The organism is Blautia sp. SC05B48 (assembly GCF_005848555.1).
GTDB lineage: Bacteria > Bacillota > Clostridia > Lachnospirales > Lachnospiraceae > Blautia_A.
Genome location: NZ_CP040518.1, coordinates 3,630,773 through 3,654,498, shown reverse-complemented (window position 1 = coordinate 3,654,498; position 23,726 = coordinate 3,630,773). Strand labels below are relative to the sequence as shown.

General features: G+C 40.3%; 21 protein-coding genes and 1 other annotated feature. Of the genes, 20 read left to right on the top strand and 1 reads right to left on the bottom strand.

Annotation, left to right across the window (positions count from 1 at the left end; genetic code table 11):
• The first annotated feature begins 17 nt into the window (after positions 1-17).
• The 18 genes from EYS05_RS17010 to tnpB all read left to right on the top strand — a co-directional run bounded on the left by EYS05_RS17010 (position 18) and on the right by tnpB (position 16,576).
• Complete coding sequence (locus EYS05_RS17010; protein ID WP_138277618.1) at positions 18-1,298, top strand: glycosyltransferase family 4 protein; 1,281 nt, start codon at positions 18-20, stop codon at positions 1,296-1,298.
• A gap of 15 nt (positions 1,299-1,313) precedes the next feature.
• Positions 1,314-1,898 (top strand): acyltransferase, encoded by a 585-nt coding sequence (locus tag EYS05_RS17005; protein WP_138277617.1) that lies wholly within the window; start codon positions 1,314-1,316, stop codon positions 1,896-1,898.
• Positions 1,898-2,989 carry a glycosyltransferase family 4 protein gene (locus tag EYS05_RS17000; protein WP_138277616.1) on the top strand — a complete coding sequence of 364 codons (1,092 nt, stop codon included), beginning with the start codon at positions 1,898-1,900 and terminating at the stop codon, positions 2,987-2,989. The genes EYS05_RS17005 and EYS05_RS17000 overlap by 1 nt, the downstream gene beginning before the upstream one ends.
• Positions 2,990-3,037: 48 nt before the next feature.
• Positions 3,038-4,429: an O-antigen polysaccharide polymerase Wzy gene (wzy, locus tag EYS05_RS16995; protein WP_158293344.1), complete on the top strand. Its 1,392-nt coding sequence runs from the start codon at positions 3,038-3,040 to the stop codon at positions 4,427-4,429.
• 99 nt (positions 4,430-4,528) lie between these two features.
• On the top strand, positions 4,529-5,791 hold the full coding sequence (locus tag EYS05_RS16990; protein WP_138277614.1) for a hypothetical protein: 1,263 nt from the start codon (positions 4,529-4,531) through the stop codon (positions 5,789-5,791).
• Positions 5,792-5,806: 15 nt separating this feature from the next.
• On the top strand, positions 5,807-7,261 hold the full coding sequence (locus tag EYS05_RS16985; protein WP_138277613.1) for a flippase: 1,455 nt from the start codon (positions 5,807-5,809) through the stop codon (positions 7,259-7,261).
• A complete protein-coding gene (locus EYS05_RS16980; RefSeq protein ID WP_138277612.1) occupies positions 7,254-8,183 on the top strand; it encodes a glycosyltransferase in 930 nt (309 codons plus the stop codon). Before EYS05_RS16985 ends, EYS05_RS16980 begins: the two co-directional genes overlap by 8 nt.
• 20 nt (positions 8,184-8,203) lie before the next feature.
• On the top strand, positions 8,204-9,034 hold the full coding sequence (locus tag EYS05_RS16975) for a LicD family protein (protein ID WP_138277611.1): 831 nt from the start codon (positions 8,204-8,206) through the stop codon (positions 9,032-9,034).
• A gap of 15 nt (positions 9,035-9,049) precedes the next feature.
• A complete protein-coding gene (locus EYS05_RS16970; RefSeq protein ID WP_138277610.1) occupies positions 9,050-9,484 on the top strand; it encodes an adenylyltransferase/cytidyltransferase family protein in 435 nt (144 codons plus the stop codon).
• Between the two features lie 5 nt (positions 9,485-9,489).
• Entirely contained in the window at positions 9,490-10,713 is a 1,224-nt protein-coding gene (locus EYS05_RS16965) for a DUF1015 domain-containing protein (protein WP_138277609.1), read from the top strand.
• A 22-nt stretch (positions 10,714-10,735) separates the two neighbouring features.
• Positions 10,736-11,131 carry an adenylyltransferase/cytidyltransferase family protein gene (locus EYS05_RS16960; protein ID WP_207670814.1) on the top strand — a complete coding sequence of 132 codons (396 nt, stop codon included), beginning with the start codon at positions 10,736-10,738 and terminating at the stop codon, positions 11,129-11,131.
• A gap of 121 nt (positions 11,132-11,252) precedes the next feature.
• Positions 11,253-12,296, top strand: a complete 1,044-nt coding sequence (locus EYS05_RS16955) for an SGNH/GDSL hydrolase family protein (RefSeq protein ID WP_138277607.1) — start codon at positions 11,253-11,255, stop codon at positions 12,294-12,296.
• A 136-nt stretch (positions 12,297-12,432) separates the two neighbouring features.
• Positions 12,433-13,596: an ATP-binding protein gene (locus tag EYS05_RS16950; protein ID WP_138277606.1), complete on the top strand. Its 1,164-nt coding sequence runs from the start codon at positions 12,433-12,435 to the stop codon at positions 13,594-13,596.
• 21 nt (positions 13,597-13,617) lie between these two features.
• Complete coding sequence (locus EYS05_RS16945; RefSeq protein WP_138277605.1) at positions 13,618-15,192, top strand: ATP-dependent nuclease; 1,575 nt, start codon at positions 13,618-13,620, stop codon at positions 15,190-15,192.
• Positions 15,193-15,394: 202 nt separating this feature from the next.
• Positions 15,395-15,535: a cupin domain-containing protein gene (locus tag EYS05_RS18260; protein WP_158293343.1), complete on the top strand. Its 141-nt coding sequence runs from the start codon at positions 15,395-15,397 to the stop codon at positions 15,533-15,535.
• Entirely contained in the window at positions 15,532-15,939 is a 408-nt protein-coding gene (locus EYS05_RS16935) for a hypothetical protein (RefSeq protein WP_138277604.1), read from the top strand. The genes EYS05_RS18260 and EYS05_RS16935 overlap by 4 nt, the downstream gene beginning before the upstream one ends.
• Positions 15,940-16,016: 77 nt before the next feature.
• Positions 16,017-16,223 (top strand): hypothetical protein, encoded by a 207-nt coding sequence (locus EYS05_RS16930; RefSeq protein ID WP_138277603.1) that lies wholly within the window; start codon positions 16,017-16,019, stop codon positions 16,221-16,223.
• Positions 16,223-16,576, top strand: a complete 354-nt coding sequence (gene tnpB, locus EYS05_RS18255) for an IS66 family insertion sequence element accessory protein TnpB (protein WP_138277602.1) — start codon at positions 16,223-16,225, stop codon at positions 16,574-16,576. The genes EYS05_RS16930 and tnpB overlap by 1 nt, the downstream gene beginning before the upstream one ends.
• 51 nt (positions 16,577-16,627) lie before the next feature.
• Here the strand turns inward: tnpB and EYS05_RS16920 are convergent, their stop codons facing one another.
• Positions 16,628-18,898: a glycoside hydrolase family 3 C-terminal domain-containing protein gene (locus EYS05_RS16920; protein WP_138277601.1), complete on the bottom strand. Its 2,271-nt coding sequence runs from the start codon at positions 18,896-18,898 to the stop codon at positions 16,628-16,630.
• Positions 18,899-19,214: 316 nt separating this feature from the next.
• Positions 19,215-19,488: a binding site (T-box leader), on the top strand.
• A gap of 97 nt (positions 19,489-19,585) precedes the next feature.
• Between EYS05_RS16920 and EYS05_RS16915 the strand changes: the two genes are divergently transcribed.
• Complete coding sequence (locus EYS05_RS16915; RefSeq protein ID WP_174235852.1) at positions 19,586-21,241, top strand: 2-isopropylmalate synthase; 1,656 nt, start codon at positions 19,586-19,588, stop codon at positions 21,239-21,241.
• 123 nt (positions 21,242-21,364) lie between these two features.
• Positions 21,365-23,311, top strand: a complete 1,947-nt coding sequence (locus EYS05_RS16910) for a DUF2142 domain-containing protein (RefSeq protein WP_138277600.1) — start codon at positions 21,365-21,367, stop codon at positions 23,309-23,311.
• The last annotated feature ends 415 nt before the right edge of the window (positions 23,312-23,726 follow it).

Sequence of the window (23,726 nt, the reverse complement as noted above, 5' to 3'; positions counted from 1 at the left end):
TTGGAGGAATATAGCAGATGAAGAAAGAAAGCGCAGGTAAGAAAAATCTTCTGATTTATGCTCATTACTATATTCCAGATACTGCGTCAACGGGGCAGATCCTCCGTGAACTGGCGGAGGGTATGCTGGATAAATTTAATATTACAGTGATTTGTGTGGTTCCGAGTTACCTTGGAACGATTGAAGATAAATATAAGACACAGAAGTATTATGAAGAAGAAATCAACGGCGTGAACGTGCTGAGAATCCGGGTTCCGGAGTTCAGCAAGACCAATAAGGTGAGCCGTGTAAGGAATATTTTGTCCTACTTCTTTGGGGCAATGAGTGCGACCTTCAAGGTCGGAAAACAGGACTATGTGTTTTCCATTTCTCAGCCGCCAATCCTTGGCGGTCTGTTGGGTGTCTGGGGCAAGTGGGTAAAACACGCTAAGTACATTTACAACATTCAGGACTTCAACCCGGAGCAGGTGCTGGCTGTTGGTTATACCAAGAGTAAATTTGTCACTGATGCCATGATGTGGTTTGACAAGTTCAGCTGCAAGAGAAGTGACTTGATCATCACAGTTGGGCGGGATCTGGTCGAGACGGTAGAAGGCAGATTCAAGGGCAAGAAAGTCCCGAAGACTGTTATGATCAATAACTGGATCGATGAAAATGAAATCTATCCGTTGGAAGCAGGCAACGAGAGAGTAGTTGCTTTTAAGAAGAAGTACGGCCTAGATAGCAAGTTTGTCATCATGTACTCCGGCAATATCGGTTTGTACTATGACCTTGAGAACCTGATCAAAGTGGTTGAGAAGTTTGGTGCTGATACCAAGACGGCAGATGGCCGAGAGGTTGTCTTTGCCTTTGTCGGTGCTGGTTCTGTGTTGAAAACACTGGAAGACTATGTGACCGAGCATCAAATGGAGAATGTAGTTTTTATCCCATATCAGGACAAGGTAGACTTGATTTACAGTCTGAATGCTGGAGATGTCCACTGGTGTGTGAATGCGAAAGGCATTAAAGGAGTGAGCTGCCCGTCAAAATATTACGGGTTGGCTTCTGCTGCAAAGCCAGTAATTGGAGTGCTGGAATCTGGATCTGAGATTCGCTGCATTATTGAGGACACAAAGGGTGGCCTGTGTTGCGAGCCGGGCGAGTATGACCAGGTGGAAGAAAACATCCGCTGGTTTATTGAGAATGCTGGAAGTGAAAAGCTGAAGGCCATGGGAGCCAGAAGCCGGGAAAAACTTGAAAAAAATCTGACCAGAAACGTAAGTGTACAGAAGTATGCAGAAGAAATTCTGAAGCTGTAAAGGAGGCGAGAGGGAATGAATAGTAACTGGTTCAAGCTGGTTATGAAGATGACGAAAATTGAATATGGAAAGAACCTCTTGCTGAAAGGCGTACCAATCATCTTCAACAAAGGTGGTGCCAAGCTGAAGATCGGTGAGAACACCACGATTAAGAGCAGCTTCCTCAGTAATCTGGTTGGACTTTACAGCCGGACAATCATCGTTACCCGTGCACCTGGTGCAGAGATTGAAATCGGAGATAATGTGGGAATTTCAGGTGCTACGATTTACGCCCGCAAGAAGATCACGATTGGTGAGAATACCTGCATTGGTGGTAACTGCAAGATTCTGGATAATGACTTCCATCCTATTGAAACAGAAACCAGAAACAAACTGCTCCGGGATGAAAATGGTGGTGACAGTGATCTGGTGCCAAGCAGAGAAATCAAGATCGGTAAGAACTGTTTCATTGGGTGCAACAGTATAATTCTGAAAGGCACAGTGCTGGGGGATGGCTGCGTTGTCGGTGCCGGTGCTGTGGTATGCGGAAAATTCGAAGATAACTGTGTGATTGCTGGTAATCCGGCAAGAGTTATTAAGAGGTTGGAGGGCAATAGCTGATGAAGAAAATATGTTTTATTGCTCAGTTTCCTCCTCCAATGCATGGCTTATCCAAGGCAGTTGAGACTCTTTATAATTCAAATTTGAATTTTGAGATTGATTCGCAAGGGGAGTTTGAATTTGAAAAGGTGGATATTACCAATAACAAGAACTTTATTAAGAATCTCCTGAAGATAAGCCGTAGCAAGGCTGATTTGTTTTATTTTACAATCAGCCAAACGAAAGGCGGAAATCTTCGGGACTTGGTCATTTTTAAGCTATTGGAATTGCAGCACAAGAAATGTTTGATTCATCTCCATGGCGGATATTATCGTCAGTTAGTCGATAACGATATGGCTGGCTGGCAACGCAAAGCAAATTATAAAGCCATCAAGAAACTCTCAGGTGCAATTGTCTTGTCAAAGTCTCTGAAGAAGATTTTTGAAGGGATGATTGATGATGACAGGATTTTTGTCGTAGAAAACTGCGTTGATGATCAATATCTGCTCACAGACCAAGAAATTGAAGAAAAGCTGAAATCATTGGAAAGTAAAAAAGTTCTTCATGTCCTTTGGTTGAGCAATTTTATCAGAAGCAAGGGATATCCATTCGTTCTTGAAATGGCAAAAGCAGAAAAAGAACGTGTGGATGCAGGCGGAGAAAAAAGATTCCATTTTGATTTTGCAGGCAAGTTTTTTGAAGACAGTGAAAAAGATTACTTTAAAAGCTATATAAAGGAAAATGGGCTGGAAGAGTACGTTACATATCATGGAATTGTGGGTGGCGAACAGAAGAGAGAACTTCTGAAAAAATGCTATCTTTTTGCACTTCCAACTCGATATCCCAACGAGGGCCAGCCTATTAGTATTCTGGAAGCAATGGGCAATGGAATGTTTATTATTACAACAGATCATGCTGGTATTCCAGATATTGTGGAAGACGGTGTGAATGGAATTGTGATGAAAAATAAAGAAAACGCGTATAGCAAAGTTGCTTCTTTTAAAGCGAATGAATTAAAAACTGTATGTAAAAGAAATAGGGAATACTGCAAGGAAATGTACACAGAAAAAAGATACTTACATATGATGGAGACGCGTTTTAAGGAAAATTGAGAGTTGAGGAAAATTGTGGTGAAAAAATATCTAATAAAGAGAAGCCAAGTGGTAGCAATATTGATTTTTCTTGTAGAAATTATAGGTTCTTTCGCTTTGGTACAAATAGATGCATCAGAGAATATTCTGGGAAAAATAGGTTATGTGGCCATTATATACGGAGTTCTTTCTACCATAGCGCTATATCAAGTCAAGAAAGAGTGGGACGTTTTTCTCATATTCATGATCATGTGCTACTTGTTCTCTTTCGGACAATGTATATTAACTGCATTTGGATATAAGTTGGGAGTCTTTGCATTTTCGATGGACAGAGGCTTTTTCTCTAACCAGGAAATATTAAATGCAAGTGTTTTTTGCTTTATCGCTATTGCGTTAACTGGAATAGGCTTTTGTTTTCATAGGAGCTCTATCAAATATGAAAAGCTCTCAAATAAACCTGTATTAACAGATAATGTATTGTGTAGAGTGGCGTGGGGACTTTTACTCATATCAGTTGTTCCAACATTTTATGAACTGTATAAAGATGTAACAACTGTTTTTTTTAATGGATATAGTGATACTTTGGGAAATGCAACAGGTATTGATAAAATTTTTGTATTAATTTCAGGATTTTATCCAAGTGCGATTTTGATTTTATATTGCTTTGAGGAAAAAAGACGAAGAACGGTATATTTCGCTTTGGGTAGCTATGTGTTGTTACAATTATTAGGTGGAAGTAGAATAGCTGTTTTCCGTTTGGCTATTGTTCTTCTTGTTATTAGTAATTTGTATAGAAAAGAAATTAGCAAAAAACGAGCTGTCATGATTTGCATTTTTGGATTAGTAGGAGTCTTTGTATTTTCGTTTGTGTCAAGTGCTAGAAATTATATTTATCTTGCAAGTAATGTGCAGCTTTTTTTGAAAGAAACAGCGACAGATTTATTAGAAAACAATTTTATTTTTGCTGCGATTAAAGAAATGGGAAACACACAAGTTATTAACACGCTGGTATATGCTTTGTGTCCGAAAAAAGTGGATTATAGGTACGGAATGTCCTTTGTTAGAAGTATATACAGCGTTTTGCCAAACTTTTTGAACTTAGAGTATATAAGTATCGATGAAGTGTTTTCTCCATACTACACAGTGACAAATGCAGGATGTGGAGCATCGTTTATAGCAGAGGGATACTGGAATTTTGGATATTTCTCAGTGCTCTTTTTTATAGCGTTAGGATACGTTTGGGGAACGTTATCGAATCGTTTTAAGCAACTTTGTAATTCTAAATATGTAAAGCCAGAGAACTTCTTTGTAATCGTATACTTGATGTACTATATGATTTTTCTTGTTAGAAGTGAAAGCATTGAATTGGGACGTTCCTTTGTGTATTATGCTGTAATTCCAATTCTGATTAGCAAATTACTAAAGACAAAAACTGTCCGGGGGGGGGGTAAGACAAGCTAAAGAATGGCTTGCTTACGTTCACTCTTATATAGATAGTATTCCCCAAAAACTTTGTGATGCAGTTTCGTACTGCTATCTCTTTGAAAGAGAGGTGGCGGTATGAAAACGTGGGAAAAGATTATCGTTATTGGATTCGTTATCTTGAATTCGATATCAGGTTTACAAATTTCGGGGATTTCCGTTAATGCTGTATTTGTTGGACTTTTTACAGTATTTGCAGGGGTTGAGTTCCTCAAACATAAAAACAAGGGCGGCATGAAAATACCGAGAGCTTCAGGATTCCTTTTGTTTATATTATGTAGTATGGTATCGTGCCTGTTTTCCATGGCATACGATTTTCGTGTGGAGCACTACGATATAGTAAAAAGTTATTTAATCAATAGCACTTTCTATCTTGTGATTTTTGTGTTGCTTTTTAACTGTACAAACAAGTATTTATCAGAATGTACAGATTGTTATGTAAATGGGATTGTATGGGCAGCACGGATACAGGCTATATGGGGAATTCTTCAGTTGATTTTACAATATGGTGCAGGAATTAATATCAATCAAATTCTTTTTGTAGATATTCTTCACTCTACAAATACGAGAGATTGGATTATGGGATTCTTCTCTGGAAATTCTTGGAACATGAGAATTACTGGCTTGAATTTTGAAAATTCGATGTTTGCTCTTGTGGTATGCTTAGGTGCAGCATTGGAAAAGAAGAAAGTATGGAAATTTTTATTGCTTGCCACAGCAGTTCTTAGCTTGTCAAGAACAGGATGGGTAATGGTGGCAGGTTATGTAATAATTGTAATCATTAGAAAATTGAAGAGTAATTTAAAAATCAAAAAGAGTGCGCTGGTAAGAAATGCAATTGGTGGAGTAACTATAATTGTAGCTTCATTGGCAGCATATTTGAAAATACCATCTATTCGCAGACAGGTTTCAAATATATTGTTGCGGATAACTGATACAGGCGCGATAAATGTTTCGGGAATGCGGCACTTATTATATTATCCGTATGGGTTTGAAATATGGTTGACACGTTCGAACATTTTTCAAATGTTGTTCGGATATGGAATGCGATGTTCTGGAGCCGCGTTTTCTGAACAACAAGATATTTGCAGAATAATAGGCATACAGCAGTATTCAAGTGCATGGGCCGTAGAATGTGATGTTATTGGATTGTTACTTGGGGGCGGAGTATGTACACTTTTGGCGTATTATTATGAAGTAGTAAAATGCATGAAAACAAAGTTTAAGGATGCAATGATAATAATTATATTTGGTGGAATTACTTATCATTATCATTCGATAAGCTATGTAATCTTTTTGCTGATGATGGCTTCATTAAGTAAGGTGAAAAAATTTGACTAAGAAAGGCAAAGTGGTATGAAACAAAAATCGTTAGGATTAAATGCTGTATTAAATGGAATTAAGCAATGCTGTTCTATCATATTTCCACTGATCACATTTCCGTATATATCAAGAGTGTTAGGAAATGATGGTTATGGAAAATACAGCTTTTCATATTCTGTGACGAATTATTTCATACTGCTGGCAGCCCTTGGAATATATACTTATGCGATTCGGGAAGGTGCAAAAGTACGCGATGACCAAAAAGAAGTAGATAAGTTTTGCTCACAGGTGTTTTCCATTAACGTATGTTCAGCAGCAATTTCATTGCTGTTGCTCAGCATAATGGTATTTTGCCTGCCAAAATTTTCGGGATACAAAGCCTATATTTTTATCCAGAGTACAGCAATCATTATGGCTGTAATTGGTACAGACTGGGTAAATGGCATCTTTGAAGATTACTTTTATATTACAGTGCGGTACATTGCAGTTCAATGTGTGTGCCTCATTGCAATGTTCGTTTTCGTAAGGAAGCCAGAGGATATTATTCCATATTGCATTATCTCGGTTTTAGCAACTAATGGCGGAAACCTGATTAATGTATTTTATGTCCGTAAGTATGCGAAGATTCGCTTTACGTTTGATATGGACTTGAAAAGGCATCTTGTGTCATTGCTGATTTTATTTGTGAATTCAATTGCCATCTCAATTTATGTCAATTCGGATATTACTATGCTTGGCTTTTTTGAATCGGATGCACAAGTTGGCGTCTACAGCTTCGCATCTAAAATTTATAATTTGTTGAAGCAACTTATCAATGCGGTGATCGTTGTTTCAGTGCCGAGAATTGCATATATCATAAAGAACAAGCCACTTGAGTATAAAACGTTTTTGAATCGGATTTTTTCTGCGTTGAATATTGTGTTGCTTCCAATTGTAGTTGGAATGTTCTTTATGAGCGATTCTATGATTTTGATTGCAGGAGGAGAACAGTATATCGCTGGTGATGCAGTATTGAAAGTTCTGAGCGTTGCGACCTTATTTGCCATATATGCGTCACTGTTTACAAACTGTGTTCTGATTGTTAATCGCCAGGAAAAGCTTTGCCTTAAAGCAACAGTGGTTTCAGCAATTGTAAATGTTGGACTGAATTTCGTTTTAATGCCTACGCTTGGAATGATTGGCGCAGCAGTTACAACAGTAATAGCTGAGTTGGTGAACTGTATGATGCAGATGTGCTTTTCAAAGGCGTTTTTTGATTGGAGAACCTTGGAAGTGAAACCAATTGTTTCATGCATTTGTGGCAGTGCGTTTATCGGAATTACATGTTTGCTATGTAATGGCTTCTTCCATAACAGCTTGATGAAGATGGCCTGCGCTGTTGTACTTTCTGCTTTGGTGTATGTGATAACTTTGATTGTTATGAGAAATCCATATGCCACTGCCGCCATGGATGTTATAAAGAAGAGAATGAGGAAGAGCAATGGATAAGAGAGTGTCTGTCGTTATGACGACTTATAATGGGCAAAAATATTTGCGGGAACAAATGGATTCTTTGCGAGAGCAGACAATGCCAATTGATGAAGTAATTATTATGGATGATTGTTCCACAGATCATACACCAGATTTAGTGAGTGCTTATATAAAAGAGTACAATCTGAAAGGGTGGAACTTGGTTCAGAATGAGCTGAACCAGGGATGGAAGAAAAACTTTAAGAGTGGTTTTGATTTAGCAACTGGCGGTTACATTTTTCCGTGCGATCAAGATGATATTTGGCATCCTGATAAAGTTGAAAAGATGGTAGGGTGCATGGAAAACAATCCTAAAATTGAATTGCTCGCCGCTAATTATAATACTTTTTTCTCAGAAAAAGATAACGGAAGCGGGAGTAAGCTGTACGCGTCTAACAGTAAAAAAATGAAAAAAGACGAAAGTATAGATCTTTTGGGAATTGACCCAAAATGGCCATATATCAATCGTCCAGGATGTGTATTCTGCTTCACAAAAACGTTTTACAACTCGATTAAGGATAAATGGAATACGAAATACCCACATGACGCAATACTATGGCGTTTTGCAAGGATGGATCATGCTTTAGGATTGTTCAATTACCCAGTAATAGAATTCCGTAGACATGGTGACAATGCAACAAGTGAAGAGAATAGAACCAAGGAAAGTAGAATTCAAACTTTTGATGATTATATTCGTTTTCATGAGATGGGTTTAGAACGAGTAACATCAGAGAATGACAAAGAAATGCTGAAAAAAGGAATTGAGTTCCTTGAACTAAGAAGGCGTTTCTTTGAGACAGGCAATATTGCGTTATGGATAAAACTTGCAAGCAAATATCGTGCTTTTTATAACTCGGCGAGAGGATGTTTGGGTGACTTGTATTTTGTTTATAGAAAATAATATAGAGGAGTAAAGTAAAAATGGATAATGAGACTTTGCGAAAGGTTCAACTCGCACAGCTGGAGATTGCAAAAGAAATAAAGCGAGTATGTGATGAAAATAACATCAAGTACTTTTTGGATTCAGGAACATTGCTTGGTGCAGTTCGACATAAAGGTTTTATTCCTTGGGATGATGATATGGATATTGGCATGCTTCGAGATGAGTATGAAAAGTTCCTTCAAATTGCACCCGAAAAGCTAGGCAAAAACTATTTTTTGCAAACATGGAAAAGTGATGAAAATTATCCACATGCGTATGCAAAAGTGAGAAAACTTGGAACAGTATATATAGAAAATGTTTCACAAAATAGTGGAGCACATAATGAGTTATTTGTTGATGTGTTTCCATATGATGTATATCCGGATTCTGAGTCTGACAGATATAGCCATGGTAGACGGGTGATGCTTTATCGATATGCGTTGCAAATGAAAAATCACGTCAAACCATGGGTTAGACACAAAAAATTATGGAAACGCATATTCGGAAAAATAAAGTATCTCCCTTATATTGCTTTTTCGCTGACTCAAAATAGAAATACTTTGATAAAAAATGCTGATGCTATAAATAGAAAATATAATGATCAGAAAACGAAATATTATTATGAAGCAACTGGGGCAACACCATACGGAAAGTGGATTATTCCTACGAAATGTTTTGATAAATTGAGCATAGCGATATTTGAGAATACAGAATTTTCTGTTCCAGAGGATTCTGACCTGTATTTGCGTACGGCTTATGGTGACTATATGCAACTTCCACCGATAGAAAAACGCGGAAATCAGCACCAGATTATTGAGTTGAAGTTATAAAGGAGGAAATATTAAATGAAGAAGTATCATATTGGATATACATGTGGAGTATTTGATCTTTTCCATGTGGGACATCTGAACCTTTTGGAAAGATGCAAAGAAATGTGCGATATTCTTATTGTTGGTGTCTGTGATGATAAGTATGTTACTGAAATCAAGAAAAAGCAGCCTGTTTACCCAGAAGATCAAAGAGTGCGAATTTTGAATGCTCTAAAAGTTGTAGACAGAGCCGAGTTGGTAACGATTGAAGAAACCGATGACAAAATGTTGGCGCTAAAGAAATTTGGATTTGATGTTCTGTTCTCTGGAGATGACTGGAAGGGATCTGAGCGTTATATGCGTACAGAAAAGCAGTTTGCAGAGTATGGGGCCTCAATTGAGTATTTGCCATATACGCATGGAATAAGCACTACAGAAATTAAAGAAAAAATGAAAGAACAGAAAGTATAATCGAGATGGTATTTGAAAAAACGGATATTTTACTTCCAAAAATTAAAGATTATAGAAAGTGGGCAGTTGTTGCATGTGATCAATTCACATCACAACCTGAATACTGGGAAAATGTGCAAAAATATGTCGGAGATGAAGTATCTACATATAATTTGATTTTACCGGAAGCACAACTGTCGGAAAATAATGATGATAAAATAGCTAGTATTAATGAAACAATGAATAGCTATTTAAAAAGGAATATTTTTGAAACATATAATGATTCGTATATATATGTTGAACGAAAATTAAAAAATGGTGCTATTCGTAAAGGTATAGTTGGCGCAATTGATTTGGAAGATTACGATTATAAACCAAACGCAAAATCTAAAATCAGGGCAACAGAAAAAACAGTGGTAGACCGTATACCGCCAAGAGTCAAGATCCGTGAAAATGCGAACATTGAATTGCCTCATATATTGCTTTTGTGTGATGATCAAAAGCATCAATTGTTGGAATCGATTGAGACGATTAAAGAAAAGCTAGAAATACTATATGATTTCGATTTGATGCAGGATGGAGGACACATCACTGGATGGCTTGTATCTAAAGACAAAGCAGAGATATTTGATACTGCTTTAGAAAAGTATTTACAAGATATTAGAGAAAAATATTATGGATTAGATGAAAATCCGATGATCTTTGCTGTAGGAGATGGAAACCATTCGCTTGCTACGGCAAAAGAATGCTATGAACAGCAAAAGAAAGCTTTTGAAACAAGTATAAAGGCAAGATATGCGTTGGTTGAGCTAGAAAATTTGCAGGACGAATCACAACAGTTTGAACCTATACATAGATTGCTAATGAATGTAGATATCAGTGATTTTCTCACAAAAATAAAAACAATATGCGTATCACACAGTAAGCATAAGGTGGAATATTATACAAAGGAAAAACAAGGCGTACTGTATTTAGATGAAAGTCTAGGAGAATTGACGGTCGGCATTTTACAAAGATTTTTAGATGATTACGTTAAAACAAATAATTGTGACATTGATTATATTCACGATGATGATGTTTTAAAGAAATTGAGCTGTAAATCCGATTGTATAGGGCTTTTATTGTCAGCCATCGATAAAGAAAATTTATTTTCAGAAATCATAAAAAATGGTTCATTACCACGAAAAACGTTTTCCATGGGACATGCTCAGGAAAAAAGATATTATATTGAAGCAAGAAGAATAAAATAAGAAGAATATATGGAGAATGAAAATGAAAAAAGTTGTAACATTTGGAGTATATGATTATTTTCATCTGGGACATCTTCGGTTGTTTAAAAATGCGAAGAACCTTGGAGATTGGTTGATAGTTGCTGTTCAGGATGGCGATTATATATTGAAAACAAAACCAGATGCTAAAGTTATGTATACAACAGAACAGAGAAAAGAATTGGTTAGTGCGCTACGTGTAGTTGATGAAGTGGTAAGTTATACAGATGTTGATGTGACTATTAAGACATTGGATTTTGATGTTTTTGCAGTTGGCGAGGATCAAAATCATGCAGGATTTCAAAGAGCTATTGAGTGGTGCAAAGAAAATGGAAAAGAAGTTGTACGCATGAAAAGAACGCCTGGGATTTGTTCATCGGAAATTAAGAAAAGTCTATAACTGAGGAGAAAAGAATGAGTCATAATCGTCGTGTGGGGGGGACCGCAGTAGATCCCGGAAAAATGTAATACTATCGATTATTATAGCTTTGCTCGCTGTGCTCCTTGGTGTTCTCCTTTGGATGAACAAAAAGGATGAGGACAAGAAATCGGCAGAATTACAAGCATTGAATGCAAAACTGTATCAGGAAGAGCAGGAGAAAGAAGCCGCATTAAAACAGAAAAAGGCAGAGGATAGCTTTTATCAGAAGCTATCAGATGGGTTTGACGTTAATGTTTTGGTTGTGGGAGATTCAATCGGTGCGGGTGCTGGCACAGAAACAGATGGGCAGCAGTGGTTTAAACAGTTACAAGCATATTTAAGGACTGTTAATAAAGCATCTGTATCCGTAACAAATGTTTCAATGGGAGGTAATACCTCTTATGCTGGTTATGTCCAGACAATGGCACTGGATGATGACATCGACTACGACTTGGCAGTTATCTGCTATGGTCAGAATGATGCCTTACAAGGCTTGGACGTATATTATGAAGCGATAGTACAAGCCATCAAAAATAAATACCCGAATTGCTCGATTATTTCAATTTTAGAATCCTCACAGCGTGACTATACATCCAATATAATCACAATCCAAAGCATCTGTGATCATTATGGAATCCCTGTAGCAGACACGATTGTAGCGTTCAATAACTCTGGAAAGGCTTATGATGATCTATCAAATGACGGTGTTCATCCGAATGACGCTGGACAGGAAATCTACTACGAAACGGTAAAGAATGTCATTGACGAAAATGTGGCGGCATCTACCGGAAAGATGGAAAATGTTGATGCTATCAATGCTGATGTACATAAGTTTGATAACTTCATCTGGTATGGTGCAGATAAAGATTTTAAACGTGTAGATGATACAACTTTCACGCTGAATGCATCAGCATCTGGCGTTTTCGGTATAGATTACACCTTTGAATCTGGTGACAACAAAGCGGACATCTATGTAGATGGAGAGCTGTTTGAATCCCCAACAGTAACATTCGATTATGACTTCTCACAGAGACATATTCTGGTAGTCAGCGATGACTGTACAGTAGAGAAGGAAATCAAGGTTGTGTTCAATAGCAAAGAACAAGCGGATGGTTTCCAAGGAATGTGCTTTAGCTGGGAATGACAATTTAGGCCGTGTGAGCGATCTCACACGGTAGCTGCTCAAATCTTCACACACCTCTCCGTGGTGAGCAGCAGGCAACGGTCTTATGACTGGCTGAGATGTGAAGGAATAACTCTGGATAGGAGGAATAAACCACATGAAGATAAATAATAAAGAATTTGGAGAATGGACTGCGGACGATCTTCAGGTCCTTCTTAGTAATGATGCCTATCGAGAGAATAATTTTATTGATTATAAGGTGAATTTTGCACCACTTATAGATAAAAGCAATAAGAAAGAGAAACAAGCTGAATTTAGAAATGATGTTTGTTCCTTTGCGAATGCAGACGGAGGATACATCTTTTATGGAATCGGAGAAACTTCTGGAGTAGCCAGTATATTAGCAGGTATTTCGATTCCTAATATTGATCGCTTTGAATTGGATCGCCGGAATGAACTACAGGCGATTCGCCCAACTGTGCCGGATGTGGCCTTTTCGTTCATTTCATTACAAGATGACAAATATATTGTGGTACTTCATATTCAACGAGGACTGTACAAACCATATATTACAGAAGAACCAGAAGGACAGTTTCATTTCTACATAAGGCACGGGAACAAAAAGCAGGCAATGAGTTATACAGAGATACGAAATGGATTCTTAAACGCTGCAATGCTGTCAGAAGATATCAAGAGCTTTAGAAAAGAACGACTGGAAGAACATATTACAGAAATGAAGAAACCATTTGCACTTGTGCAGGTGATTCCAGCCACATTTAGAAGTGATTGCGTTCCGATGTATGATCTGTACAGAGAAGGAAAATTGAATTTTGATGATCTATTTAATGGCATGATCTATGACCGTGCGGTTCCAAATGTAGATGGTGTCTATTTTCCTGATTACTCTGAACAGCGGAATTTTGAGCAGTTACAAATTTTTAACACTGGTGCTGTTGAACTAAAAATGGATTTTGAGATAAGAGAACAAAATTCAAGAAGCCAGCAACTAAAAACGGAACGATATTTGATTATATTTGACTTCGAAGCTGAACTCAGAAAATTGATACAGGGAACATCGAAAATGTACCAGAAATTAGGCCGTTCAACTGCGATGTATGTTTGTGTAACTATTGTTGGCTGCAAAGGCCTATGGAACTATACCGTAAATGCATATGGAGCAAATGCACCAACGAAAGTAGACCGTAATCAAATTGTTTGTACTCCAATCGAAATTCGGAATATTCAAGATGATGTGCAAGTAAAAGAGGGCATAGAAAACTGTATTCGGATGACAAAGTATTCACTTGGGATAAGAATATAGGAAAATCATGGGAGATACAGAATGACAAAGAAAGTTATAATAGATAACATAAAGAATATTAAACATATGGAGTTTTGCATTCCAACACCAGGGCTTTATGTTGTTACAGGAAAGAATGGAAGCGGAAAAACGACACTATTTACCTGCTTGAGCAGAATAAAAAATAGCAATGCATTTAGAACCGGTTTCCCTGCATCAAATGGAAATGATCGGTTAGATTTCTTTTCTGGTTATATACAGTATGAAGTTGATGGAGAAAGCACTAAATATTCCAAGAGAAGTAGTGGAAAATGGAAGGCTAATAAACAAAATGATGTTCTGAGCCTTATGGGGTATCCTCAAGTAGTAAACATCACAACGAAAGATGAACGTGTTTTTACGCAGACAGATATTACACCACGAAAAAATCATCGGGGCGATGACTGGATAAATGAAAAACTCAATCAAATTTTTGGAACAGACAAGTATTCATCAATGATTCGAATTACAACGGGACAGCTATATCGAGGAAGAGGTAAATCAGCAGTAGATACTAGACGTAGAAACATTGCATATGCAATACCAGTAGAAGATGGAAGATTTTATACGGAAAGAAATTTTAGCTTTGGCGAAATAGTACTGTTGAATCTTTTGTATGATATACATAATGTGTCTAATGGGTCGCTTGTATTAATTGATGAACTTGAGTTGGCGTTGCATCCATCCGCTCAGATTCGATTGCTCTCATGCCTAAAAGAAATGGCAGATGAAAAAGGGCTGACGATTTTAATTACGACACATTCAGCCAGCTTAATAAGAAGCCAAAAAGATGTGATTTTGCTTGAAGAAGGAAATGAAAGCGGACAAATAGACGTGATGTATCATTGCCCACCAGCAAAAGCTATTGGTGCCATTGGTATGCGAGAGGATACAATGCCGGATATTGTCATTCTAGTTGAGGATGATATGGCAAAAGCATTGTTTATGGAACTAAAAAGAAAGTATTTTTCCTATTATCCAGAACAGGCGTATCTTGATATTCGGGTTCTTGAAATTGGCGGATATAAAAACGTTATCAATTTTTATGTTGAAGCAAATAACTATGTATTCTATGACAATGTTTTTGTTACCGCATTTATGGATAAAGATGTTGAAACAGATGTGATACCATATCCTCAGTATGGAAATCAAGAGGATATACAGCGTTATCATGATCATAGTCGCTTTCTCAAATTTTTGCCGTATACGCCAGAAGTGCTTTTGGTTAAAACATATATCGAAAGAAAACAGCAGTTCTTGCAATCGTTACGTGCTGAATACAGTAATCAACAGGTTGATTATTCAATTGCCGAGCAGTTGGATTTTACAGCATATGAAGCTGCCTTGCCAAATTTCTCTAATCAGACACAATATAATAGTAAAATTGAAGAAAGAGGAAGCTTTAGAAAAAAGTGTAAACAGGTGGCCGAGAAAATAGCATTAGAATTGTCGCAACAGTTAAATATAACGGTCAAAGAGGTTTACAGATATTCTTATAAATTTGCAGTAGAAAATATTCCGGAAAATGAATTAAACGTCAGAGCACTTTTAGCACAGACAATGAAAAGAGTAAGGTAAAGATTCGGAAAGAGGGTGAGGACATAATATGGACCAAGAATTATTCAACCCACAATCCTCGTCCGTGACCTCCTCCCGAATTCTGTACACACCGTCCACATTTGCCCGGACATCATTACTGCATCTGCAGGAGGTCGGATCGTTATAGGCCATCCACCCGCATACATCGACCAGAACGAACCTGACCTCGTTTCTGTGTTTTGTGGTCCTGTCTGGAAACGGTACTCTCACCTACGAAGGAACGACCTATGAGCTGTCAGCTGGGGACTGTGTGTTCATTGACTGCAGGAAAGCGTATAGCTTTCGACCGGGTATAACAGTGAGGGAAAAAGCACCAGTGTGAACAACACCAGTATCAGCACACCCACCTGTGTGAACGAGACTGCCTGTGAGAAAGACACAGTTGCTTTTCAAAGCACTGGTACTCTCAACCGTGTTGCTCCTACTCCATCCCTCTGGTCCCTCCAGTGGTGCCATTTCTACGCCCCGTCCCTGCCTGCTATCTATGAGAAGTATAAGGAACGTGGCGGCAGCCCTGTGTTCCATCCCGATGATTCCGCCCCTTTTACCACCATCCTCACGGACCTCTACTCATTGGCTTCAACTTCCGATTATATAAGAGATATGCGGATCAACGAATCGTTGTCCGCCCTGCTTACATTGCTTATGGAGCAGTCATGGCATCCAGAGAGCAAGACGGTGAGCCGGAAGCGACTGGAACTGGTAGAGATAAAGAATTGTAAGTGACTCAAAACATGGCGTAGTGACGAATGGATCTCTTCTTGATATACTGAGAGAAACTTGATATTAAGGAGGAGAATCTTATGTCCAGAACAAGTCAGGAATCATCAACAGCTTTTGGCGAAGTCCTGCGGCCTGCATCTCAGAATTACTCCCATAATCCTCAAGGCCGTATCGTATCTAATGACAACCGGCTGATGATCTATTCTCAGGGAATGAAAATATATGTGCCAGAAAACTTTAATCCAGGTACACTTCTGAAACTTTTGCAGACATTGAAAAAATTGTGATGAAGCGGTTTGCTGAAGGAGCATCCCGTATATTTCTTGCCTGTAGATCTACAGATTTTCGAAAGCAGATTTCAGGGCTGATTGCAACGGTCACGCTAAATTTTAAACTGGATCCGTATAATAGCAGCTATGTGTTCATCTTTTGCAACAGACGGAAGGATTCCATAAAAGTTCTGAGATATGATTATAATGGATTTGTGCTTGCGACCAAAAAACTTCTGGATGATATGAAATTTCAATGGCCCAGGACACCAGATGAAGTAAAAGAGATCACTTTTCAACAGGTAGAATGGCTTCTTCAGGGATTGGAAATAGAGCGTAAGTGCCTCAAAATATGGCGTAGTGTAATATAACAGTTTTTCTGTTATGATATCTACATCATTGTTTGAGGCACTTATGTGAAATTATACCAGTTTATTTAATTTTTCAATAATTTTTGTAAGTTCTTCTCTGGAATACCCGCCGAAGCTTACCAGTGCGCGTAATGGCATGGAGTCGGTCATGGCTTCTGTCATTTCTTCGGTGACAGCTTCGGAAGCGGCTTCAGAAGAGGACTCTTCACCACCATTCATGGCTGAGATATATTTTGCTGTCAGTTCTTTTGCTGTTTCGCTTGTTTTCGGGTTGCGGAACAGTTCGCCCAGGGTAGTGTTCATATGAACATGCATCGGAAGCTCCTGACTGCTGTTCAGATGGATCCTGCTTTCAAGATGGATATCTCTGGAAGAGGTACCGACAAGGAGCTTATATTCGCCGCTGGCTGCGAACCAGTCATGAAGTTCTGTATTGTACCATGCGAAGCTTCTCTTGTCCAGTTCCATGGTTACTGTTTTGGTTTCGCCTGGGTTCAGAAAAACCTTTTCGAAGCCTTTGAGCTCTTTTTCCGGACGGATCGCGGAATGGGTACAGTCTTTGACGTAGAGCTGTACGACTTCTTTTCCTGCCACGTTTCCTGTATTTGTTACATCAACCGAAATGGTGATCGTGTCTTTGTCTGTAGGATTTTCATTGGAGATCTTCAGGTTGCTGCAGGCAAAGGTAGTGTAGGAGAGTCCATAGCCAAACGGATATGCTACATCCATTTCTTTTGTATCGTAGTAGCGATAGCCTACGAATACCCCTTCACGGTATTCAACCTTTTCACCACCGCCAAAGTTCAGGTAAGATGGATTGTCGGAGAGCTTGAGCGGCATTGTCTCGGCAAGCTTGCCGCTTGGATTTACTTTTCCGTAAAGGATGTTTGCGACAGCGGTACCGCCTGCCTGACCGCCGAGGTATGCTTCCAGAAGTCCTTTTACATCATTGAGCCATGGCATCTCCACGGGGGAACCGTTGTGGAGGACGATCACGGTATTCGGCTGTACTTTAAGGATCTCAGCAATGAGACGGTTCTGGCATTTAGGAAGCCTCATGTGGGAACGGTCGTATCCTTCAGATTCAAAGCTGTCCGGAAGTCCGGCGAAGATCACAACCTTGTCAGCGGCGGCAGCAGTTTTAATCGCTTCAGCTGCAAGTGCGTCATCGTAGAGATCTTTGTCTGCAGGAAAACCTTCCGCATAAGTAACCTGTGCATCGGAAGGAACGGAATCCAGTGCATTTGTGATCTTGAAGCAGTTGATATGAGAGCTTCCGCCACCTTGGAAACGAGGCTTCTTTGCAAAACCACCGATGAAAGCAACTTTTTCGGATGCTTTCAGAGGGAGAATTTGCATATCGTTTTTCAGAAGAACCATAGATTCTTCCGCAATGTGGCGTGCTTCTTCATGGTCTTTTTCCATAGTGAAATCCTGCGGTGCACGGTTGTCTGTATATTCAAAAATTATGCGTAAAATACGTTCAACAGCCTCGTCAAGAATGTTTTCCTTGAGGGAACCGTCTTTTACTGCCTGTACGATAAGGGAATCGTTGACTCCATTGGAAGAGGGCATTTCCAGATCAAGTCCTGCCTCAAGGCCTTTAACGCGGTCATTGACTGCGCCCCAGTCAGACATCACATAGCCCTTGAAGCCCCAATCGCTGCGGAGAACATCTGTGAGAAGCCATTTATTCTCAGATGCGAAAGTGCCGTTGATCTGGTTGTAGGAGCACATGAAGGTGTATGGCTGAGCTTTTTTTACTGCAGTTTCGAATGCAGGGAAATAGATTTCACGTAAAGTACGCTCATCAGCCTCGGAAGAGTTGCTCATGCGGTGATATTCCTGGTTGTTTGCTGCAAAGTGCTTGATAGAGGTTCCTACATGTTGGGACTGTATTCCGTTTATAAAAGCGGCTGCGATCTCACCTGCAAGATATGGATCCTCGGAATAATATTCGAAGTTTCTTCCGCAGAGAGGAGAACGTTTGATGTTTACGGCCGGTCCGAGAACTATGGATACATCGTTGGCCTGAGCTTCTTTTCCGATAGTTTTGCCCATTTCTTCCATCAGCTTGCGGTCAAAGGAGCAGGCACTTAAAGCAGCCGGCGGGAAGCAGACGGCTTTGATGCTGTCATTCATTCCAAGATGATCGCCCTTGTCATCCTGCTTACGAAGTCCGTGAGGGCCGTCGCTGACCATTACTTCCGGGATTCCTAAGCGCTCCACATGTTTCAGATGCCAGAAATCAAGACCTGAGCACATGCCGGCTTTTTCTTCCAGTGTCATCTGGCTTACGATTTTTTTCAGATCACGTTTCATTAAAAATACCTCCGAAATTTTTTTCTTACTATGAACTATAGCATGTTTTACTGGTAAAATATAACAAAAATTTGTTAAAAATAAAAAATATTGCAGTTCACCCGAATCAAGTAAGTTCCCTGCTTCAATTGCAAATATCCGCATGACCTTCATATTTCCAGGAATATAAAAATGATCTACAGGTTGATTGACAGAACGGTGAGAGATATCTTTTTCTGGTTTTTTATATAACCATGATCTTGTTTCGTACGGTGCATCGTTAAAATTTCATTGACAAATCTTCCATAACGTGTTAACCTAATACCAGTTTCAAAAAGAAAATGCGTAGATGAGGAATAGTACACAAGAGAACGGAGCACAGAGAGCTGCTGGCCGGTGAGAAGCAGCGGAAGGGATTTGTGGAACTCGCCTCGGAGCATCTGCCTGAAATCTTTATATATTATATAAGAGAGTAGACGCAGACGGTGTCCGCCGTTATCCGGAGAGGATATAAGGATGTATATACATTCAGTATCTGTCAAGTGTGTGAATTTTTATTCATGAAATAAGAGTGGTACCGCGTAGGACAGCAGTTGTCTTTCGTCTCTTGCAGAATCTGCAGAGTCGGAAGATTTTTTTTATGTCTTTATATCAAAAACAGAAACCAAAGAGAAATTTTAATGGAAACAGAAAGTGGAGGAAAACAAAATGATGACACCATCCAAGTACAAACGTCAGTATTACATGCCGCCGGTGAAATGTATGAAATGGGCGGAGAAAGAATATGTGGATAAGGCCCCGATCTGGTGCTCTGTAGACCTTCGTGACGGAAATCAGGCACTTGTGATCCCGATGAGCCTGGAGCAGAAAGTGGAATTTTTCAAGCTTCTTGTAAAGATTGGTTTTAAAGAGATCGAGGTTGGATTTCCGGCTGCTTCTGAGACAGAGTATGAGTTTCTCCGTACGCTGATCGAGCAGGATCTGATCCCGAAGGATGTAACGATCCAGGTGCTGACTCAGGCAAGAGAGCATATCATCCGTAAGACTTTTGAAGCTGTTAAAGGCGCCCCAAAAGCGATCGTTCATGTATACAATTCCACATCCGTATCGCAGAGAGAGCAGGTATTCAAAAAATCAAAAGAGGAGATCCTGAAGATCGCAGTAGATGGCGCTGCACTTCTGAAAAAACTGGCTGATGAGACAGAAGGCAATTTTCAGTTTGAGTACAGCCCGGAGAGCTTTACGGGAACAGAGCCGGAGTATGCACTGGAGGTGTGCAATGCGGTTCTGGATGTATGGCAGCCCACTGCAGATAACAAAGCGATCATCAACCTGCCTGTTACGGTTGAGCATTCTATGCCGCATGTGTATGCAAGTCAGGTGGAATACATGTGTGATAATCTGAAATACCGTGAAAACGTGATCGTTTCTCTTCATCCGCACAATGATCGTGGATGTGGCGTTGCAGACTCCGAGATGGGTCTTCTTGCAGGTGCTGACCGAATTGAGGGAACTTTGTTCGGAAATGGTGAGCGTACCGGTAATGTGGATATTGTAACGCTTGGTATGAATATGTATTCCCAGGGTGTGGACCCGAAGATTGATTTTTCTGATATGCCGCATATTTGTGAGGTTTATGAGAAATGTACTGGAATGCAGATCTATGAAAGAAGTCCGTACAGTGGAGCTCTTGTATTTGCTGCATTTTCCGGATCTCATCAGGATGCCATCGCAAAGGGTATGCACTGGAGAGAGAACGGAGATCTGGAGCACTGGACTGTTCCGTATCTGCCGATCGATCCGACAGATGTGGGAAGAAACTACGACGCAGATGTTATCCGTATCAACAGCCAGTCCGGAAAGGGCGGTGTAGGCTATATACTGGAGACAAAGTTTGGCCTGAACCTTCCTCCGAAAATGCGCGAGGCTATGGGCTATGCGGCCAAAGCAGTGTCCGATCACAAGCACAAAGAGCTTCATCCGGACGAGATCTTCAGTCTGTTCAAATCTACCTTCGAAAATGTGGTTGAACCATACAGCATCAATGAGGTTCATTTCCAGCAGAAGGAAGACGGCATCGTAACACGGGTTACTTCTACATTCCGTGGAAAAACCATCGTTACAGAGGCTTCCGGAAATGGTCGTCTGGATGCGGTAAGCAATGCACTGAAGAAAGCTTACGAACTGAAATACACACTGGAGACTTATCAGGAGCATGCTCTGGAGCAGAGTTCTTCCTCCCAGGCTATCGCTTATGTGGGAATCCGCAAACCGGATGGAACGCTTGCCTGGGGAGCGGGTGTTGATCAGGATATCATCCGTGCCTCTATTGATGCACTGGTAACTGCGATCAACAATCGATAAGCATCCGGTTCCGGATAGGTTTACAAAAAATGAGAAGCTGCCATAAAACGCAGCTTCTTTTTTTGCCGTGCAGATGCTATAATAGTGCGGAATGTGAAAATAACAGTGAGTAAGAGGGATATTATGAAAAATAAGAAAAAAAACAGGAGCTCATACAGCCTGTCTGCAGAGCTGAAAAACGCTCTGAAATATCTGCTGATATGGGGAATGATCCTGATCTTTTCCGCATATCTGCTTAGTGATTCGGAGATCCTCGGAAATGTAAAGCAGCAGGCAAGACCGGATACCTGGTCTATGATCGGTGCGGGAGGAAGCTTTGAAGAGGAGTTTACCTGCAAAACGAACCGTCTGTCCGGTGTGGAGCTTTTTCTTTCTACAGAGAGTGCATCGGTTGCTGGAACGTTTCAGATAACGCTGTATCAGAATGAAAGGGAGATCCAGAGCTGGCAGGCCAGCAGACTGACCATATCGTCGGGGGATACCACGTACTTCCGGCTTGACCAGAAGCTTACGGAATGTAAGGGGCAGAAATTCCGGATCGTTTTAGATGGCGCAAAAGGGGATACCGGAGTGGCTGCAGGGTTGGTGAGCCAGAAGGATGATACACAGACACTTGCCTATCGGATCATTTCCAGGCCATTTCCAAAATCACTGGTGTTTCTGGTGATTGGAGCGGCGGCAGCTGTGATGCTGGTGATCTTTGCATTTCTGAAACGCAGACAGCTCCGGGCAGAAGTGGTGTTTGCCGTTGTTTATATTTTTATGAGTATCTGTACGCTGGCGGCGGTTCCGGCCTTTAATTCGCCGGATGAGTACAGCCATTATCTGAGAAGTTATGAGGTTTCCAGAGGATATCTGACGTCGGAGGGCAACGGAGGAAACGACTTATTCTCATATGGAAGGACGTTTAACAGTGGTCTGGTTCCGGAATTTTCCGCCAAGGATCATGTATCATTATGGGATATCGGAGAGAATGCAGATCAGCGTATCGACCGGGAAAAAACACAGTTTTACGGATTTGGAAATACAGCCTTGTATGCACCTACTTCGTATCTTCCCCAGGCAGTAGGGATCCGCATTGCAGATCTGTTTACGGACCGGCCGATGGTTCTTGCCTATGCGGGAAGGATCGCCAATATGCTTATGTTTGGACTGCTCTTTTTCTTTGCCATTCGTCTGACGCCTGTTGGGAAAAATTTCCTCGTACTTCTGGGGCTGGTACCTGTGAATATCCAGTCAGCAAATTCCATGTCAGCAGATGCCCTGGCCCTGGCTTTGACGGTTGCTCTGGCTGCCTTTGTACTGGCTATGCGATATAAACAAAAAGAAGTGATGAGTAGAAGACAGCTGATATGGATGTACGTGCTGACCGGATTCCTGTGTCTTTGCAAAGTGGTTTACATGCCGTTTTGCCTGCTCCTGTTCCTGATCCCGAAAGAACGGTTTAAAAGCAGAAAAAATTACTGGTTTCATGTGGCCTGTGCAGGAGCTGTGATCCTGATCTTAAGTTTCGGCTGGCTGGCCATTGCGTCCCGATATCTCTGTGAGTCACAGCCAGGTGTGGATACAGCTGCACAGCTTATGGGGATCCTGAAGGATCCGGCTGCCTTTGTCCTGACTTTTGTGCGGAGCCTGGATAATTTTGGTGTGACCTATCTTACAGAAATGATAGGAAGTAATCTTGGATGGCTGAACATTCCTGTCTGTGCCCTGTTGGCAATGGGATATCTTTTGATCCTGGTCCTTCAGGTTTCCGGGAATGATGATATGTCGGGAATCCGTCTGGATCTTCCGGTAAAGAGCATTCTGGGCGGAGTCAGTCTTCTGGTATTTGCGCTGATCTTTGTAACGTTATATGGACAGTGGACAGCCTATGGATACGATAAGATCCTGGGCGTGCAGGGACGGTATTTTCTGCCGCTTCTTTTTCCGCTGATCCTTGCGCTGAAGCCCAAACGGTTTGCCGAAGGAGCCGGGGAAATACCATGGGGACTGTTTCTGGGAGCCTGGAGTATCGATCTGTGTGTTTATGTGACACTTTTCGTGCAGGCCCTGTGCCGTTTTGCATAAGGTGTCGGATCTGGTCGAGCAAAAATCCTTGACTGACTGAAAACAAAATATTATAATCAAATCTGTAAATAACAGAGGAAAAAACTGTTCTGAAAAAGGATAAACAGGCAGATAGAAGTACGATTTCCGGAAAGTGGGTGTACAACATTGGACGGAGATGGAGACGCTATCTGCCTTTTTTTTTCTGAAATGAAATAGGGCATGAGTGTGGATAACTCTGCGATTTTATGTGGATTTTATGTGGAATACATGTGGATAAGGTGTGGATAAAACACAAATACCGCCGTTGAAGCGTTAAATACGGGAAAAAGCTTGACATATTCAATATTATTAAATATAATTTTCCCATACATTACAAAAATGTTACAAACATGTAAAGGAAATCGTAATGATCCGTAAATATCCGGGAAGCGAT

What these genes read in the sequence shown, in the direction of transcription:
- EYS05_RS16985 (WP_138277613.1), top strand. Translation starts at nt 5,807, where the DNA reads ATGAAACAAAAATCGTTAGGATTAAATGCTGTATTAAATGGAATTAAG.
- EYS05_RS17000 (WP_138277616.1), top strand. Translation starts at nt 1,898, where the DNA reads ATGAAGAAAATATGTTTTATTGCTCAGTTTCCTCCTCCAATGCATGGC.
- EYS05_RS17010 (WP_138277618.1), top strand. Translation starts at nt 18, where the DNA reads ATGAAGAAAGAAAGCGCAGGTAAGAAAAATCTTCTGATTTATGCTCAT.
- EYS05_RS16930 (WP_138277603.1), top strand. Translation starts at nt 16,017, where the DNA reads ATGTCCAGAACAAGTCAGGAATCATCAACAGCTTTTGGCGAAGTCCTG.
- EYS05_RS16970 (WP_138277610.1), top strand. Translation starts at nt 9,050, where the DNA reads ATGAAGAAGTATCATATTGGATATACATGTGGAGTATTTGATCTTTTC.
- EYS05_RS16915 (WP_174235852.1), top strand. Translation starts at nt 19,586, where the DNA reads ATGATGACACCATCCAAGTACAAACGTCAGTATTACATGCCGCCGGTG.
- EYS05_RS16990 (WP_138277614.1), top strand. Translation starts at nt 4,529, where the DNA reads ATGAAAACGTGGGAAAAGATTATCGTTATTGGATTCGTTATCTTGAAT.
- EYS05_RS16955 (WP_138277607.1), top strand. Translation starts at nt 11,253, where the DNA reads ATGAACAAAAAGGATGAGGACAAGAAATCGGCAGAATTACAAGCATTG.
- EYS05_RS16945 (WP_138277605.1), top strand. Translation starts at nt 13,618, where the DNA reads ATGACAAAGAAAGTTATAATAGATAACATAAAGAATATTAAACATATG.
- EYS05_RS16975 (WP_138277611.1), top strand. Translation starts at nt 8,204, where the DNA reads ATGGATAATGAGACTTTGCGAAAGGTTCAACTCGCACAGCTGGAGATT.
- EYS05_RS16980 (WP_138277612.1), top strand. Translation starts at nt 7,254, where the DNA reads ATGGATAAGAGAGTGTCTGTCGTTATGACGACTTATAATGGGCAAAAA.
- EYS05_RS16965 (WP_138277609.1), top strand. Translation starts at nt 9,490, where the DNA reads ATGGTATTTGAAAAAACGGATATTTTACTTCCAAAAATTAAAGATTAT.
- EYS05_RS16910 (WP_138277600.1), top strand. Translation starts at nt 21,365, where the DNA reads ATGAAAAATAAGAAAAAAAACAGGAGCTCATACAGCCTGTCTGCAGAG.
- EYS05_RS16960 (WP_207670814.1), top strand. Translation starts at nt 10,736, where the DNA reads ATGAAAAAAGTTGTAACATTTGGAGTATATGATTATTTTCATCTGGGA.
- tnpB (WP_138277602.1), top strand. Translation starts at nt 16,223, where the DNA reads ATGAAGCGGTTTGCTGAAGGAGCATCCCGTATATTTCTTGCCTGTAGA.
- EYS05_RS16950 (WP_138277606.1), top strand. Translation starts at nt 12,433, where the DNA reads ATGAAGATAAATAATAAAGAATTTGGAGAATGGACTGCGGACGATCTT.
- EYS05_RS16920 (WP_138277601.1), bottom strand. Translation starts at nt 18,898, where the DNA reads ATGAAACGTGATCTGAAAAAAATCGTAAGCCAGATGACACTGGAAGAA.
- EYS05_RS17005 (WP_138277617.1), top strand. Translation starts at nt 1,314, where the DNA reads ATGAATAGTAACTGGTTCAAGCTGGTTATGAAGATGACGAAAATTGAA.